The 14,778-nt window shown below is 45.0% G+C and carries 16 protein-coding genes, 1 riboswitch and 1 other annotated feature; of the genes, 4 read left to right on the top strand and 12 right to left on the bottom strand.

What is annotated here, in order from left to right; translation table 11 throughout:
- Positions 1-253: 253 nt before the first annotated feature.
- The 7 genes from dltB to BR63_RS18015 all read right to left on the bottom strand — a co-directional run bounded on the left by dltB (position 254) and on the right by BR63_RS18015 (position 5,749).
- Complete coding sequence (gene dltB, locus BR63_RS18045) at positions 254-1,399, bottom strand: D-alanyl-lipoteichoic acid biosynthesis protein DltB (protein ID WP_034420527.1); 1,146 nt, start codon at positions 1,397-1,399, stop codon at positions 254-256.
- Complete coding sequence (gene dltA / locus BR63_RS18040) at positions 1,396-2,934, bottom strand: D-alanine--poly(phosphoribitol) ligase subunit DltA (protein ID WP_034420528.1); 1,539 nt, start codon at positions 2,932-2,934, stop codon at positions 1,396-1,398. The genes dltB and dltA overlap by 4 nt, the downstream gene beginning before the upstream one ends.
- A gap of 12 nt (positions 2,935-2,946) precedes the next feature.
- Positions 2,947-3,081: a teichoic acid D-Ala incorporation-associated protein DltX gene (locus tag BR63_RS20095; RefSeq protein ID WP_034420529.1), complete on the bottom strand. Its 135-nt coding sequence runs from the start codon at positions 3,079-3,081 to the stop codon at positions 2,947-2,949.
- Positions 3,065-4,252 carry a D-alanyl-lipoteichoic acid biosynthesis protein DltD gene (gene dltD, locus BR63_RS18030; protein ID WP_051965458.1) on the bottom strand — a complete coding sequence of 396 codons (1,188 nt, stop codon included), beginning with the start codon at positions 4,250-4,252 and terminating at the stop codon, positions 3,065-3,067. Before dltD ends, BR63_RS20095 begins: the two co-directional genes overlap by 17 nt.
- A gap of 3 nt (positions 4,253-4,255) precedes the next feature.
- Positions 4,256-4,486 (bottom strand): D-alanine--poly(phosphoribitol) ligase subunit 2, encoded by a 231-nt coding sequence (gene dltC / locus BR63_RS18025; RefSeq protein ID WP_034420531.1) that lies wholly within the window; start codon positions 4,484-4,486, stop codon positions 4,256-4,258.
- Between the two features lie 85 nt (positions 4,487-4,571).
- Entirely contained in the window at positions 4,572-4,754 is a 183-nt protein-coding gene (locus BR63_RS18020) for a hypothetical protein (RefSeq protein WP_034420532.1), read from the bottom strand.
- Between the two features lie 71 nt (positions 4,755-4,825).
- A complete protein-coding gene (locus BR63_RS18015; protein WP_051965460.1) occupies positions 4,826-5,749 on the bottom strand; it encodes a M23 family metallopeptidase in 924 nt (307 codons plus the stop codon).
- Positions 5,750-5,875: 126 nt separating this feature from the next.
- Positions 5,876-6,080: a binding site (T-box leader), on the top strand.
- A 48-nt stretch (positions 6,081-6,128) separates the two neighbouring features.
- Here BR63_RS18015 and tyrS point away from each other — a divergent pair.
- Positions 6,129-7,355 (top strand): tyrosine--tRNA ligase, encoded by a 1,227-nt coding sequence (gene tyrS, locus BR63_RS18005; RefSeq protein WP_034420533.1) that lies wholly within the window; start codon positions 6,129-6,131, stop codon positions 7,353-7,355.
- A 76-nt stretch (positions 7,356-7,431) separates the two neighbouring features.
- Here tyrS and ligD read toward each other — a convergent pair whose 3' ends face one another.
- Positions 7,432-8,346 carry a non-homologous end-joining DNA ligase gene (ligD, locus tag BR63_RS18000; protein WP_034420534.1) on the bottom strand — a complete coding sequence of 305 codons (915 nt, stop codon included), beginning with the start codon at positions 8,344-8,346 and terminating at the stop codon, positions 7,432-7,434.
- A 149-nt stretch (positions 8,347-8,495) separates the two neighbouring features.
- Between ligD and BR63_RS17995 the strand changes: the two genes are divergently transcribed.
- Positions 8,496-9,473, top strand: coding sequence for an ATP-dependent DNA ligase (locus tag BR63_RS17995; protein WP_051965461.1), 978 nt, complete (start codon positions 8,496-8,498; stop codon positions 9,471-9,473).
- 282 nt (positions 9,474-9,755) lie between these two features.
- Entirely contained in the window at positions 9,756-10,082 is a 327-nt protein-coding gene (locus tag BR63_RS19680) for a DUF190 domain-containing protein (RefSeq protein WP_243270031.1), read from the top strand.
- A gap of 234 nt (positions 10,083-10,316) precedes the next feature.
- Here the strand turns inward: BR63_RS19680 and BR63_RS17985 are convergent, their stop codons facing one another.
- The 4 genes from BR63_RS17985 to BR63_RS17970 all read right to left on the bottom strand — a co-directional run bounded on the left by BR63_RS17985 (position 10,317) and on the right by BR63_RS17970 (position 14,028).
- Complete coding sequence (locus BR63_RS17985; RefSeq protein ID WP_034420535.1) at positions 10,317-11,510, bottom strand: M20 metallopeptidase family protein; 1,194 nt, start codon at positions 11,508-11,510, stop codon at positions 10,317-10,319.
- Between the two features lie 33 nt (positions 11,511-11,543).
- Complete coding sequence (locus BR63_RS17980; protein WP_034420536.1) at positions 11,544-12,224, bottom strand: hypothetical protein; 681 nt, start codon at positions 12,222-12,224, stop codon at positions 11,544-11,546.
- Between the two features lie 24 nt (positions 12,225-12,248).
- Entirely contained in the window at positions 12,249-12,947 is a 699-nt protein-coding gene (locus BR63_RS17975) for a DUF5058 family protein (RefSeq protein ID WP_034420537.1), read from the bottom strand.
- 244 nt (positions 12,948-13,191) lie between these two features.
- Positions 13,192-14,028 carry an ABC transporter substrate-binding protein gene (locus BR63_RS17970; RefSeq protein ID WP_034420538.1) on the bottom strand — a complete coding sequence of 279 codons (837 nt, stop codon included), beginning with the start codon at positions 14,026-14,028 and terminating at the stop codon, positions 13,192-13,194.
- Between the two features lie 183 nt (positions 14,029-14,211).
- A riboswitch (molybdenum cofactor riboswitch) is annotated at positions 14,212-14,330 on the bottom strand.
- A gap of 216 nt (positions 14,331-14,546) precedes the next feature.
- Between BR63_RS17970 and BR63_RS17965 the strand changes: the two genes are divergently transcribed.
- Positions 14,547-14,738: a hypothetical protein gene (locus BR63_RS17965; protein WP_034420539.1), complete on the top strand. Its 192-nt coding sequence runs from the start codon at positions 14,547-14,549 to the stop codon at positions 14,736-14,738.
- Positions 14,739-14,778: the final 40 nt, after the last annotated feature.

The following is a 14,778-nucleotide window of genomic DNA, read 5'->3' as shown; positions in this document are numbered from 1 at the left end:
TAACAACCTTCTGCATACTCATGTCTCTTTTATTTCCTACCATGATTGCACTTCTTTATTACATATAAAAGCTTTGAAATGTACAATAATTATTCCTCTAAATCTGTAAATCTGCAAAAAAAGAATGTAGGTTTTCTCCAAAAATATCAACTGGAAAACTATTTACACCTTTTTTTGGCACTTGTTACCCATGTAATAATGGCATTGTTTTTGCCCTTTTTCGATTTAAAGTATATTAGAGGAAAAAACTTACTTAGTTCAGCACACCCGAAAAAATAACAAAACCCAAACAGACGAAATGAAAAGTTAGTATTATCGAAATAACACGGGTATATGGCCCGGGGCCCCACAGTTTCTTCTCCTTGTTCAGCTTCTCCCAGGCATCATAGCCGATCATCAACGCTGCATGGTAGAGCCCATAAGCAAAGTAATGCCTTTCCAGGCCGTGCCAGACTCCCATGAGGCCGAATAAGGATAGATATCCCACGGAAGAAATGGCGAACTTGCTCTGCAGCCGTTTTTGCCGGGTAAGGGCCATAGCCAGGCGCATATAGACATAATCCCGGAACCAGTATGAAAGGCTCATGTGCCAGCGGTTCCAAAACTCCTTGATATTAGCGCTTAGAAAGGGTCTATTAAAATTCTCCGGTGTTTTTATGGCCAGGATGTTGCTGACACCGATGGCAAAAGCGCTGTACCCGGCAAAGTCAAAGAAGAGGTATAAGCTGTAGGCATACATATAGGAGAAAAAGGAAGCCACTTGCCAGGGCGGTAAAACCACTTTATCCAGCCAGTAGACCTTAATGAGCACAGCGAGAATGAATTTGTATAAAAACCCCTGAAAGATCCTGTTGATACCTACATACAACAATTCCCTGTACTCCCCTGGACCCGGTGTTATGTAAAAATCTTTAGTGAACCGCCGGTAGCGGTCAATGGGTCCTGAACTAAGGGTAGGAAAAAACAGTAAAAAGGCAAGAAAATCCCGAAAGAGGGGCTGGAAAATCAGTCCGTCCCTAATCTCTATCACCATCTGTAGGCATTTGAAGGTCACATAAGATATGCCCAGAAAACCAAAGGGGCTGTGACCCAGAAAAGGAGAAAGTTTAGCCGTTACCAGGGGCAATAAGGACCCAAGGAGAGCTAACCGGTATAGCAGCAGAGAATTATTTTGCTGCCTCACCACACTGTAGCCTTTGATGATCGACCACTGCCAGGCCACATAAAGAGCCAAAAAAAGGGCCTGCTGTGACGAACCTGCAAATATGAGGCTAAGCATGATGACCAAAGCAATAAGAGTATAAAGACGCAAGGACTTTCCCAGGAGGCCCAAAACCACGGCAGGAAGAAGGACAATCAACAAGATCAGAAAGAACTGGAGGTCGGCAAAAGGGATCATGGGGTCAGTTCCTCCAGTAAGGCTCTACGGTCTGCTTTACCATTAGGCGTCATAGGAATACTCTCTTTGATGATAAACCTCCTGGGTATCATGTACTCCGGCAATTTCCGGGCCAGCTCTTTTCTCACGTTTTTTATCAGTTCCTGATGATTCTCCCAGCCGGGGGCCGGTACCAGATAACCCGCCAGGTACTGGCACTTTCCCTCTTTATGGACAGGAACCACTACCGCATTGTTCACACCAGGGAGAGTACGCAGGTTCTTCTCAATATCTTCTAATTCTATGCGGTAACCATGAAGCTTTACTTGAAAATCCAGGCGCCCGCTGTAAAATAACAGCCCCTCTTTTACATAGCCTACATCCCCTGTCTTATAAGCCCTTCTGGTTCCTTCCCTGTCGTTTACGAGATAAAAGGACTTTTGGGTCAAGGCAGGATTATGAAAATAGCCGGGGCTGACACTGACTCCCTGGATAATGATTTCGCCTTTTACGCCTTCCGGTACCGGTTCTCCCTTTTCATCAGCGATCATAATCCGGCAGTCGGACTTGCAGTACCCCACCGGCAGCGGCCGGAATTTTTCAAGAACCTCCCGGTTCACCAGGATAGAAGTTACCGCCACTGTAGCCTCCGTGGGTCCATAGGTGTTAAAAATTCGGGCTTCGGGAAACCTGGCCTGTAGTTTCTCCACAGTTTCATTAGTCAAAACCTCCCCGCAGAAGAGGAAAGTTTTTAAGGTCGGCAACATCTCCCGGTTAAAGCTCCGTTCTAGGAGACACATTTCCATAAAAGAAGGTGTAGATACCCAGACTTCCAAGGGAGCCTGCTTCAGCCAGTAAAAGAGTTCCCGGGGATTTAGAGTCATACTGCGGTCAACACTCCAAATGGTACTACCGCTGGACAGGGCCAGGTAAACATCCATGACGGATAAGTCAAAGGAAAAAGGTGCCTGGTTGAGAAAGACCATATTTTCCCCGATGGACCAGGCCTCTCTTCCCCAGTTGACAAAACTTTTCAGACAGTTTAAGGTAATCTGCACCCCCTTAGGGTCTCCCGTACTGCCTGAAGTATAGATAATATAGTAATTATTCTCATCTCCTACTTCCCAGGCCGGGTCAGGCCGCCTGCCCCTATATTCCTTGATGATGTCCGTAAGTCTTCCATCATAACTTCCTTGACTGTCCAGGACCCTGATTCCCTCATAGCATAGAGACTGGGGAAGGGTTACTGGTGATAGAATGAGCCTGGCCTGGGCATTGGTGATAATCTTCGCAATTCTCTCGGGAGGCAGGGATTCATCCACCGGTATGTAAGCATGTCCTGCTTTCACACAGGCTAAAAAAGAGACCAGCATCTCTTTCTCTTTATGGCCATAAACCACAATAGGAGTACGGTCATTGGGATACTGTTGGGCAATCCAGACGGCCAGGGCATCGGACTGCTCCGCCAGTTCGGCATAGGTTAAAGTTTCCTCCCTATGGATGAAAGCTGTACGCTGGGGATGGGTGGCTGCCCAATAGCTGATCTGACTTAACAAGAGTGCTACCCCCTAAAAATTAGTGTAAATAAAGTTGCCTGCAGTAAAATCATTGAAGCCGTAAATCCATAACAGTCCCAGTAAAATAGCCAGGTAATAGCAGGTTTTCACCACCCACTGAGCTGCAGGCTTATTCCAGACTGCCATGATGGTGTTTATCCAGGACTTCATTGACGTAAACCCATCCTTTCCAGCCTAAATGCATATCATCTCTTAAGAAAAACTTGTCGTATTCGTGCCGGGAAAAATCAGCAATTTTAAAGCCGTAGGAACGGATAAGCTCCCGGGTCTTCTCATAGTGAAGCTGACGGTCTTCTTTGGGAAATCCGATGTAATCATACCAGTACCCATTGACAGGGACCATCACAAAAAGGGGATCCGCTTTCCTTTCCTTTAAAAGCTTTAAAACCAGGGTGAAATCGGCAAATTCTACAGATTCTGCATAGGTAACAGATTGGGCATAGCCCTTAAGGCTCTCCAATTTTCCTTGAAAATGCCGGCGGAAATAATCATCATTAATTCCAAAATCATTATTACTGCAGGCCTGTGCTCCTTCAGCTTCCGCTTTCTTTAGAAGCTCTGGCCAGAATGAACCTGTAACAGTCCTGGGCCCCTCCCTCTCTTCTCCTCTGCTAAGTAAAAGATAAGCAGAACGAAACTCATCTGTCTTTTCTAAAATAAAGAGCTTGAGATAGGCCAGGGATTTGACCAGCTGTTTAAGGACAGGATGAAGATACCCGGGTTCCGCCGCTTCTTTCAAGAGAGTCCCCAGCACCAGGGATTTCCTTGCTTCCGCAAACTCCAGCAGTCTTTGCGCCCCCGCCTTTCTGATCTCATCCTCCAATTCCTCATCTAAAACAAACCTGTAGGCATAAAGGGGTGAAAAATTTCCCCGGAAATAGGACTCAGGGATGCCTTCTCGCTCAAACCATTGAGGTGAGAGGATAAAGACAAGTTTTTTCCCTTCCAGGGATCGGCCTAATGCGGCAAAATTAAGAAAATGGATGATACTTTGGCTACCGCCGCGCCCTACCAGAAAAGGCTGAAAACCTGAGGGTTTATGAGCAAAAATACTGGAAGGGTGATAGTGATCAAAGATGGTTAATTCTGAAGAGCCATAGACAGGCAAAAACTCTTCCGAAGCAAGGGCTTTTTTTTGCAAAACCAGTCCTTTCATTTTCACCGGCGGGTAAAGCACCGGGGCCACTTTCTCCACTGAGGCCTTCTCAAGAAAGGCGGGTATGGCGAGACTTAAGCCAATAAGAAAAATAACAAAAAGGCTTAAGGCCAGGAAAAGGGGGCCAAAACGAGGCTTCATGATTTAGCGCCTTTCCTCAATAAATTTAATTATTTTATGGGGAGTGGCCCACATTTCCCGGTCTATCTCACTAATGGGAATAGCCATATGCAATTCTTCCTCAATGGCCACCAGGAGCTGTACTGTACCAAAAGAGTCCAGCAGTCCTGTTTCATAAAGTTCAACATCCGGATTTTCACGTATCTCTTCACTGCCGCAGACCTGACAGAGGATATCCAGAATTTTCTCTCTCATCACACGTAACCTCCGCTTTGCATATAGAAAAAAAACAGTCCATCGGATACTAGTTTACCAGATAGACTGCGGAAAGCAAATCAGTTTATTCACCGGGATAGTACTGGAAATACCCGTAATATTCCCCCAGCCTGCTCTTACATTCCCCGGGCATTTCTTTTTTAGGCGGGATCCGTCTCCTGCCGGGGAAAAATTCCCTGGCTATCTCCAGGTCCCTGGCTTCTATCAGCAACCTCCCGGGAGGCCTAAACGTCGGCTCCTTTTTCATGAGAAACCACTCTCCTTTTTCGTGGTATGTCCATATTTTACCCGGGGCAGAAAGAAATAATTATTTTTTTATTATTTTATCCATTCCAGGGGGTCACTCTCCAGCAAACGCCAGGGGTTCGTAAAAACGGGGCCTATGCTGATTGTCCAGTGGAGATGGGGACCTGTGGAAAAACCTGTGGACCCGATTTCCCCAATAATATCCCCTTTTTCCACCAGCTGGCCTTCCTTCACCAGCAGGCGGTCCAGATGGGAGTAAGCGCTGAAGATATCCATCCCGTGGTCGATGATGATGGTATTTCCTGTAAGATGGAGGGGCATAGAGAGAGTAACCATACCCCTGTTGGTGGCTTTCACAGGGGTCCCTTTTCTCGCTGCGATATCTATACCGGCATGCCTTCCGGATTCCACATTGTTTATGTAGCGAATAACACCATACTCTGTAGAAATACGTCCTTCCACAGGCTGTAAGAATTTTCCCTGCCATAAGGGCTCGGGGGCGGAAACGGATTTGGCCTTCTCAATAAAGGCGCTGTCCTCTTTCCAGAGCTTCTCATTCCTTATGGCCTGCTGTTGCCTGGTTACTTTTAAGTTTTGGGTAAGAAATTTTTTGGGGAGAACGGTAATCATTTCCCTTTTCTCCCAGACAACCTGCCCTTTTCTGGAAATACTAATATATAGAAAATATTTTCCTGCTGCCGTACGGTAATTCACAGCCGCCAGGGCTACCTGTCCTCTTTTATAATGGGTAAACCCGGGTGGATTCTGTAACAGGCCTGTCGAAAGGGCAATGTGATCGTCCCTGTTTACGTTCTCCACGTAGATGACAAGATAATCCCCTGGACACACTTCCAACGTAGAGAGGCGCAAGACCGGAGTCAGTTCCCGGTTTCCTTCCCTCTTCTTTCCCATAGTTTCTATGTAGCTGCCACTGTAGTTTGTCAAAAATACTGTCACCAGGATAATCAGACACAGTACTATTGCTTTTCTCCCCAATTCCCACCCCACCTTTGAAGGAAACATATCTTTTTGAGGTCTGATATATATACTTATGCTAAAATTAAATAAACCTTGACACAAGCAATTTATGTATATTAATTTATAAGATAAGGAAATGCTAATAGAAAAACTGTGAAGGAACCCAGTAGCCCGTTATGGTGACAACACAGAGAGCAGGCTGGTTGGTGCAAAGCTTGCCGGACATAATGGCGTGAATTACATTCCGGAGTTTCAGCAGAAAGTGCTTGCGGCTGTCACCCGTTATCGTGACTTGAGGCATCGTTAAGATGTAAAGTAAGGTGGTACCACGGGTCTTCTCGTCCTTATAGGATGAAGGACTCTTTTTTTATGACTAGTGATAGAAGGAGTGGAACAAATGGCTAACGTTTACGACATTCTGAGGGAAAGAGGATATATCGAACAGGCAACCCATGAAGAAGAAATCAGGGAACTCCTGGAGAAAGAAACAGTCACCTTTTATATCGGTTTTGACCCTACGGCCGACAGCCTTCATGTGGGTCATTTTATCCAGGTCATGGTGATGATGCATATGCAAAGGGCCGGTCACAGGCCCATCGCCATCATCGGCGGCGGCACAGCTATGGTGGGAGACCCTTCGGGCAAAACAGACATGCGTAAAATGCTGACCAGAGAACTGATTGAAGAAAACGCTCAATCCTTTAAAAAACAGTTTTCCCGCTTTATCGATTTTGGTCCGGGAAAAGCCCTCATGGTCAACAATGCCGACTGGCTCATGAATCTTAATTATATTGAATTCCTGCGCGATATCGGCAAACACTTCTCCGTCAATAGAATGCTTTCAGCTGAATGTTTTAAAAACAGGTTGGAAAGAGGTTTATCCTTCCTGGAATTCAACTACATGCTGATGCAGGCCTACGACTTCCTGGAACTTTATAAGAGGTACAATTGCAAGCTGCAGATGGGCGGCAATGACCAGTGGTCCAACATTATCGCAGGAGTAGAACTCATCCGGCGAGCTGAAGGAGGTTCAGCTTATGGTCTCACCTTCAAACTCCTGACTACCAGTGAAGGTAAAAAAATGGGAAAAACAGAAAGCGGCGCCATCTGGCTCGATCCTGCCAAAACTTCCCCTTATGATTTCTATCAATACTGGCGTAATGTCGATGACAGGGATGTCAAAAACTGCCTGGCCTTATTGACCTTCTTACCCATGGAAGAAGTAAACAGGCTGGGTTCCCTCCAGGATGCTGAAATTAACCGGGCCAAAGAAGTACTGGCTTATGAAGTCACGAAGCTGGTACATGGCGAGGAAGAAGCGGAAAAAGCCCAAAAAGCCGCCAGAGCCCTCTTTGGCAGCGGCGGTGATGCTGCTTCCATACCCTGTACAGAAATCCCTCAAGCCAGGTTTACGGGAGGGATGGATATCCTCACCCTCTTAATGGAAACTGGACTGGCTCCTTCCAAAAGCGAAGGCAGGCGCCTGATCCAGCAGGGTGGTCTGACTGTAAACGAGAACAAGATTGATGATTTCAATCTTGTCATTAACCTTGATGATTTTGCTGACGGTAAACTAATGCTAAGAAAAGGGAAAAAAGTCTATCACCAGGTCAAATTAGTTTAAAGAATGTTTGATGAAAAGCACCAGTTACGCCACTGGTGCTTTAGTCATTTCTAAAAAACTTTTTAGTCTCCTTGCTTTATACCCTCGTTAGTTCTGCCCCCTTGATAAAAACCAGGATTTCATCCAGGCCCTGGTTCATTTTTTCCGTAGTTACAAAGCGGAAAAGGTCTCCTTTCAATTTCAGCCTTTCCGGTACTGTCCGTATAGTAAAGTCCGCCGGAGTGATTTCCTTTTCCACCTCCGCCCACTCCAGGGGAGTAGAAACCGTAGCCCCGGGTTTTGCCCTTACGGAATAAGGTGCCGGCAAGGTTCTACCCCGCCACAACTGGAGATAATCAAAATAGAGATGTTTCCCCCGCTTCTTCACCATCCGTTCAAGGGTGACCTTGCGGGGATTTTTTTCCGCTATGTAACGGGCAATAAAGGTATTGATGAGCCGGGCTTCCTCATAAGTATACCTGGGCTCAATAGGTATATAGACCTGAAGACCAGTGGCCCCGGAGGTCTTAATGACGCTAAAGAGGCCCAGGGAATCGATAACTTCCCTGGATTTGAGGGCTATTTCTCTCACCAGGTCAAAATTATCCGTATCCATAGGGTCCAGGTCCAGGGTAAGCTCTGTGGGATAGTCGGGTTTAACATACTGGTCGAAGGGGACGTGTATTTCCAGAGAAGCCAGGTTGGCCACCCAGACCAGGGTAGCGATGTCGTTTAAGAGTATCCAGTTCTTATCAGAATAAAAGGCTCGCTCCATCCATTCCGGGGCAAAAGGGGGAATCTCTTTCTGATAAAAGGATTTACCATCAATACCGTCAGGAAATCTGATCATGGTCAAGAGGCGGTTTTGTGTATAGGCCAAAAGATAGGGAGAGACACTTATTAAATAATGAATGTAATCGAGTTTCGTGATACCCGATTCCGGCCACAAGATCTTATGAGGGTTGGAAATAGTGAGTTCTTTGCCCTCGATAGTGATTTGCATGCTCTCCATTTTTCTTCCTCCATGGTGGAAAATTTAAATCCCAAAGAGCAGTCCTTAGCTTACACCTAGTATCCCCCTGGAATCTATCCGTGGTATACATATACTTTCTTCCTTACTCCAAACGTTTTTCCAACTATGAAAAAACACAGGAGGCCGATATGCAGTTACAACCCATTATCCCCTTTGAGCCAATGATAACGGAGCAAATCCCCCGGGGAGAACAATGGATTGCACAGGTTAAGTGGGATGGCGTCCGGGTTCTTACTTATTTCGACGGCCAGGAGGTCCGGCTTTTCAACCGGAAACGAAACGAACGAACCATGCAATTCCCTGAGTTTGTTGAGATTAAACGCTACTTAAAAGCCTCATCAGTTATTCTTGATGGCGAAATCATCGCTCTCCATAACGGGAAGCCCTCTTTTCATGAGGTCATGAGACGGGACGGAATTAGAAAACCGGAAAATGTGGAGAAAGCGCGTAAGGAAACACCTGTAACCTATATGCTCTTTGATGTGGTGTATTACAACGGGGTATGGGTCAAAGACCAGTCATTACAAAAGAGACAGGAGATTTTAATGGACATCATTACCCCGCAGGAAAATGTGCAGTTAGTGGAAAACTTCGCTGACGGCGAGAGTTTATTTACCGCTATCAAAGCTAACGGTATGGAAGGAATCGTCTGTAAAGACCTTAACAGCACATATGCCATTAACGGTAAAGATGGCCGGTGGCAAAAGGTAAAGAATTACAGAGACTTAATAGCTGTAGTGGGAGGTGTAACCCTGCGTGACGGGGTTGTTAATGCCCTCTTATTGGGCTTATACGACCATAAGGGCCAGTTATGGTACATCGGACATGCCGGGACCGGAAAGTTAACTCATACTGAATGGAGAAACCTAACAGCGATAATAAAACCTTTGGCCGTAAAGCAGAGCCCCTTTATTAATCAACCTCAACGAATGAAGGAGGCTGTCTGGCTTAAACCTAAAATCACATTGAGAATTAAATTTACTGAATGGACAAAAGGCAGGGTCTTAAGACAGCCAAGCATCCAGGCTTTTGTTGATGTCTCACCGGAGGAGTGTATGTTTCTACAAACCAATTCCTTTACTCAGGCTATATCATATGGTTTTTGAGTGGTATAAAGTAAAACCGGAAGCCTATGCAATTAATAAGACCATCGGCGAGCTACAAATAAGACAGAGGACTGGTGCCATGATTACGCTAAAGCTAGGGAAAGCCCAACCCTAGCTATTTTTCCTTATATGAAAACTAACGTATGATATACCTTATCACCCAAACTGCCAGCAGAACCCAAATAGCGATAATCACAGTAGCCCCCACCCAGTTCTTAGGTTTTTCGCTTAAACTTCCATTTTAAACGGGTTTGTCAGCTTATTCATTGGTCTTGTGGCAGTGTGGCTGGGAACGGTCATCGCCCAGCTTTTGACCAGATAAAGGAGGAAAAGTTATGGTCAAAATTACAGGACAGGCAAAAAAAAATAAGAACCTATATTGGCGAAGCCAGTAAATATAAAGGCAAACTGCTCTATCATGCCATTGTGATGAAGGCTAAGGAGCTGGGGATGACAGGCACCACTGTTTTACGGGGCATTGAAGGTTTTGGACCCAACACCCGCATCAAAACCACCCGTCTTTTAGATTTATCCAACGATTTGCCTATAGTCATAGAAAACATTGACATCGTTGAATATATAGAAAAACTTTTGCCCTATTTGGACTAAGTAGCAAGCCTGACCCTCCAAAATGCAAAAAACCTCATGATACGATATCTCACTGAAGAGATAAAGAATCATGAGGTTTTTATTTATTATGGATTTAAGTTTGGAACTAGCCCGTTCTTCTTTGGTACAGGGCAGGCTGGTCAGACCGCCTTCTGCCTGGGCTCCTATTTGTGCTAATTCTTCCAGGTGTTCTTTTATTCTGGTTTGCTTATTTTTTCAGCCCCATTCCCATGGCTATTCGCCCGCCTTTTCCAGCCAATCTATAGCTCCTTGGGCCAGCAAGGCAGTTCCCCGCCAGAAAACATCCTCGTCTACATCGAACTTGGCATTATGATGGGGATACACAATATTTTTAGCTTCATTTCCCCCTCCCAGGAAGAAGAAGGTGCCGGGCACTCTTTCCAGGAAAAAGGCCATATCTTCCCCGCCCATGGTGGGATAAGGAATTTCTATGATGTCCTTTTCTCCTACGATCTTCTGGGCCGTCTCCACAAAAGATTTGGTAAATTGCCCATCATTGACCAAGGGAGGATAGCCAAAAATATAATTAAATTCATAATCCCCGCGCATTCCTCTGGTAATGCTAGCGACGATTTCCTCTAAACGCCTGGCAATCTTTTCCCGTTCATCCTGCTTAATGGACCGTACAGTACCTTCGAGTTCAACCTCATCAGGAATAATATTATAGGCTCTGCCGCCATGGATTTTACCTATGGTGACTACTGCCGGGTTTACCGGTTTTACCTCCCTGCTGACAATAGTTTGGAGAGCGCTTAAGACCTGACCCGTGATGACGATAGGGTCAACCCCGGTATCCGGCATGGCCCCATGACAGCCCTTACCCTTGATTTTAATGGAAAATTGGTCAAGACAAGCCATTAGATTCCCATAACTTACCCCTATCTGTCCCGTGCCGATTTCCTTAAAGATAGTACCGATATGTAGTCCCAAAACAGCTTCAACCTTTGGGTTTTCCAGGACTCCGTCATCAATCATGGGTTTGGCCCCCCCGGGTCCTTCTTCACCAGGTTGAAAAATAAGTTTTACATTACCCTTTAGCTGGTCACGATGAGCATTGAGGATTTTGGCAGCCCCAAGGAGCATGGCTGTATGCGCGTCATGGCCGCAAGCATGCATATTGCCATTGGTGGAGGCAAAGGGTAACCCTGTTTCTTCCTTGATGGCTAAACCGTCCATATCAGCTCTTAAAGCTATGGTTTTACCTTCGCCTTGTCCTTTAATTAAACCAACTACACCATGCCCGCCCACATTAGTTTTGTATGCGATACCCATTTCTCCTAATTTTGCAGCCACATAAGCGGCGGTTTGCGGTGTTTCTAAGCCTACTTCCGGGATCTGGTGCAGTTCTCTGCGCCAGCTCACTATTTCATTTTGAAGACTTTTAGCCTCATCTACAATATTAAGCATTACATTCACTCCCTATTTGTAATTTTTTAGGCCTTAAGCTGTTGTACCGGCAGACCTTTTAGCCCTCTCATTTAAGATTTTTGCTACCAGAATGGTACCAAAAACTGACGCGATGATCAGGGCCCACGCAGGTAATTTAGTGGTTAGCCGCAAGATAACAGGAATACCGATACCAACAACCCCTAATTTGGGAAACCTGAAAGCAAACTGGCCAAAGACCGCACCAAAAATAGCGGGAACGGTATAAACCTTAAAAGCATTGGCAACCACAGGGGGGAAGAGTTTTATCAAAGCGGTGCCCACAAAAGCGGCTATGGTAACCCCGATTAAGTTCGTAATAATAGACCCGGCAATTCCCAAGGTTGAAATAACCTCAGCCTCTTTAGTACCGGGCTCTGTTTCCGTGACTTCCAGGGCCATGGAAGCACAGGGTAAACGCAGATTAGAAATATTACCTGCTAAAAAGGACATATAAGTTCCAGCCAGACCTAAAACGGCATAATAAGATACAGGTTCAACTACATAAAATGCCCCAAAAAGAGCGGCAATCATCCCCCAGGCTTTTAAGGCTAAAGCCAGGTCCGGAATCACACCATGGACAAAGTAGAGATAACCTACGGGTAAAAAACTCAAGGCTGCCGTAAGTAACAGAGTAAAAACACCAATTTTTATAACCGGTTGTTTCCATATTTTATTAAATTCCTGATTATTCATAGCGAATTGTCACCTCCGTATAACCTAACTAAAAATAATAGCGCTGAACATCCCTACCAGCATAGCTATACCTAAAGAAAATTCCTTGAGCTTAGGATACTTCTGTGTCACTTTTACCATGACTACCATGGACAAAGCCCCGGCTACTACAGCAATTAACTTACCGCCACCTTGTACCACATCAGCGGAATTTAAATAGCCAAAAACGCCCAACATGGCTGCACCACTCAAGAGCCCTAACCACCTGGGGTCACCACCGCCAATTTTCTCCCTTAAAGACTCTAACTTATGGCTAAATAAGCCTACCAGGAGGAGCCAGCCTATACCATTAACAGCCATAGTCCACCAGGATGTGGCCAGTGCTAGCAAATTATAATTTTTTGAACCAAATTCCACACCTAGAGCTTCCGCACCTACTCTGGCCGCCGTTAATTCGGTAGGAGCTGCTCCAATAATCGATAGTCTGAGCCAACTCATAGGGCCACCGATAACTGACATCATCCCAACCATGACGATAAAGATAGCAATAACAGGACCAATGGCTGTCACGAGACCTGTTCTAAAAGCGATATTACATTTCTCCTTTTTCATACCCAGTTTCTCTGCTGTGGAATAAGCAAGTCTGGTATACAAGATGGCCTGAATGGCTACTACCGAAACAACTAAAGCTGCAATAATCCAAACCCCAAATTCATTAGCAATTTTTAAAATTTCTGGCGACAAAATAAACACCTCCATAGATTAAAATAAAATGGGAGAAAAAAGTTTTAAATTTAGAATTGACCACCCCCAATATTCTTAATTTTGTAGATTATTATTTTTTTCCTGTACGAATTATTTTACAATAAATTAATAGTATTCACAATACATAAGTAACATTTTTTGGTAAATCCGCCACCAATACATTTTCCAGGTCTCTCGGCTACAAAAAAAATAAGCCCCGTAAGAGGGGCTGTACTCACGCTATTTATTTGGCGAAAAACAACTGCTGTCCGTTTACTTTGTAACCGTTGATGATGTCCTTCCCTTCCTGGGAAGTGATAAACTCGATTAGAGCAATAGCCCCATTATGGTTAACCTTAGGATGCCTGGTTGGGTTTACGGCAATAATGCCGTAAGGATTAAGAAGTTCCGGTACACCCTCGACCAGAACTACCAGTTTTAGCTTATCTTTCATACTGGCATATGTTCCCCGGTCGGCCAAAGTATACCCTTGTTTTTCGTCAGTCATAATCAGGGTATCTCCCATACCTTTACCAACAGAAAGATACCATTTTCCTTCAGGCTTTACTCCAGACTTAGTCCACAACTCCAGTTCTTTTTTATGGGTGCCGGAATCATCACCGCGGGAGATAAATTCCGTCTTTTTCATTTCAGCAATTCTCGTTAGAGCTTCCACCACCGGAAGCCCTTTTATTTTAGCCGGGTCGTGTTCCGGTCCTACAATCACAAAGTCATTGTGCATGACATCCCGCCGATTGACCCCAAAGCCGTCAGCCACAAACTTGTCTTCCGCAGCCCTGGAGTGAACCAAAACTACGTCGCAGTCCCCCAGTTCCCCTGTTTTCAGGGCCTGACCCGTCCCCTGGGAAAGGACTTTCACTTGGTACCCCGTCTTCTGTTCAAAGACAGGCAGCAGCTTTTCCAGAAGCCCTGAGTCTTTGGTACTGGTGGTAGTGGATAAGACAATGGTCTTGTTTTCTTCTACGGATTTAGGAGCTTCCTGCTTTGGTGCCGTTTTCCCGCAAGCGACCAGGGAAAAAAGAAGAATGACTGTCAGCAAAACACTAAAAACCTTTTTCACCTTTACTCCTCCTCGTAAATAATGATGTTGCTATGGTCTTTTTTGTTGCCCTTTAAGAGTTTGTCGCTCTTCACATTAAATATGACAACAAAAAAGCCCCTTTTCAGGGAAAGGAGCAGAATTAAGGTACAAAAAAACGCCTTCGAAAGAAGACGTTTAGAACCTTAAAAAGCAATCCACTCTGGATCAGCCTTGCGTTCTCCTTTCCACACGGGAGGCACCACCGTTTCCAGTGACACCCTGTCGGCCTGTACTCCATAGACCCCGTCCCCAGGAATCCAGGCTCGGAGATATGTAGTTTATATAGTTATTGTATTTCATCATGGGAATACTTGTCAATCTCTTACTTGTTTCGCCGAGGTATATTATTCGTATAATTTGATTATGCCGGTATAACCTAAACTAAAGATTATATATAGCCTGACTAGAGTCATTTCTAAAATTTGATTATTCCTTTAATAAAGAATATAATTTTTATTGTGCGTTTTATACCTTAGATTTCTGGAGGTTGCTTTAAAGTGGCATCAGAAAGAATCAGCTCAACTTCTACTACCCTGAATCACTGGATGGATTTCCGTTTTAAGCTGTTCCTGGAAGGAATCCTCATCGGTTTTATCGCTGGCTTTGTGATCGTCTTTTACCGGCTCCTACTGGAAAAGGCCGATCTATTCCGTGAAATAGTATACACTAACTTAAAATCAAGTTGGTGACTACCTGATAGTCTTAACCAACGAGGATAAAGAGGTAACC

It is taken from the genome of Thermanaerosceptrum fracticalcis, assembly GCF_000746025.2.
GTDB lineage: Bacteria > Bacillota > Peptococcia > DRI-13 > DRI-13 > Thermanaerosceptrum > Thermanaerosceptrum fracticalcis.
This window is presented reverse-complemented; position numbering and strand designations above follow the sequence as displayed.

Excerpts from the sequence above, each read along its gene's own strand:
- dltD (WP_051965458.1), bottom strand. The coding sequence starts at position 4,252 with ATGAAGCCTCGTTTTGGCCCCCTTTTCCTGGCCTTAAGCCTTTTTGTT.
- BR63_RS17980 (WP_034420536.1), bottom strand. The coding sequence starts at position 12,224 with ATGAATAATCAGGAATTTAATAAAATATGGAAACAACCGGTTATAAAA.
- BR63_RS17985 (WP_034420535.1), bottom strand. The coding sequence starts at position 11,510 with ATGCTTAATATTGTAGATGAGGCTAAAAGTCTTCAAAATGAAATAGTG.
- BR63_RS17995 (WP_051965461.1), top strand. The coding sequence starts at position 8,496 with ATGCAGTTACAACCCATTATCCCCTTTGAGCCAATGATAACGGAGCAA.
- ligD (WP_034420534.1), bottom strand. The coding sequence starts at position 8,346 with ATGGAGAGCATGCAAATCACTATCGAGGGCAAAGAACTCACTATTTCC.
- BR63_RS18020 (WP_034420532.1), bottom strand. The coding sequence starts at position 4,754 with ATGAAAAAGGAGCCGACGTTTAGGCCTCCCGGGAGGTTGCTGATAGAA.
- BR63_RS20095 (WP_034420529.1), bottom strand. The coding sequence starts at position 3,081 with ATGGCAGTCTGGAATAAGCCTGCAGCTCAGTGGGTGGTGAAAACCTGC.
- dltC (WP_034420531.1), bottom strand. The coding sequence starts at position 4,486 with ATGAGAGAGAAAATTCTGGATATCCTCTGTCAGGTCTGCGGCAGTGAA.
- tyrS (WP_034420533.1), top strand. The coding sequence starts at position 6,129 with ATGGCTAACGTTTACGACATTCTGAGGGAAAGAGGATATATCGAACAG.
- dltB (WP_034420527.1), bottom strand. The coding sequence starts at position 1,399 with ATGATCCCTTTTGCCGACCTCCAGTTCTTTCTGATCTTGTTGATTGTC.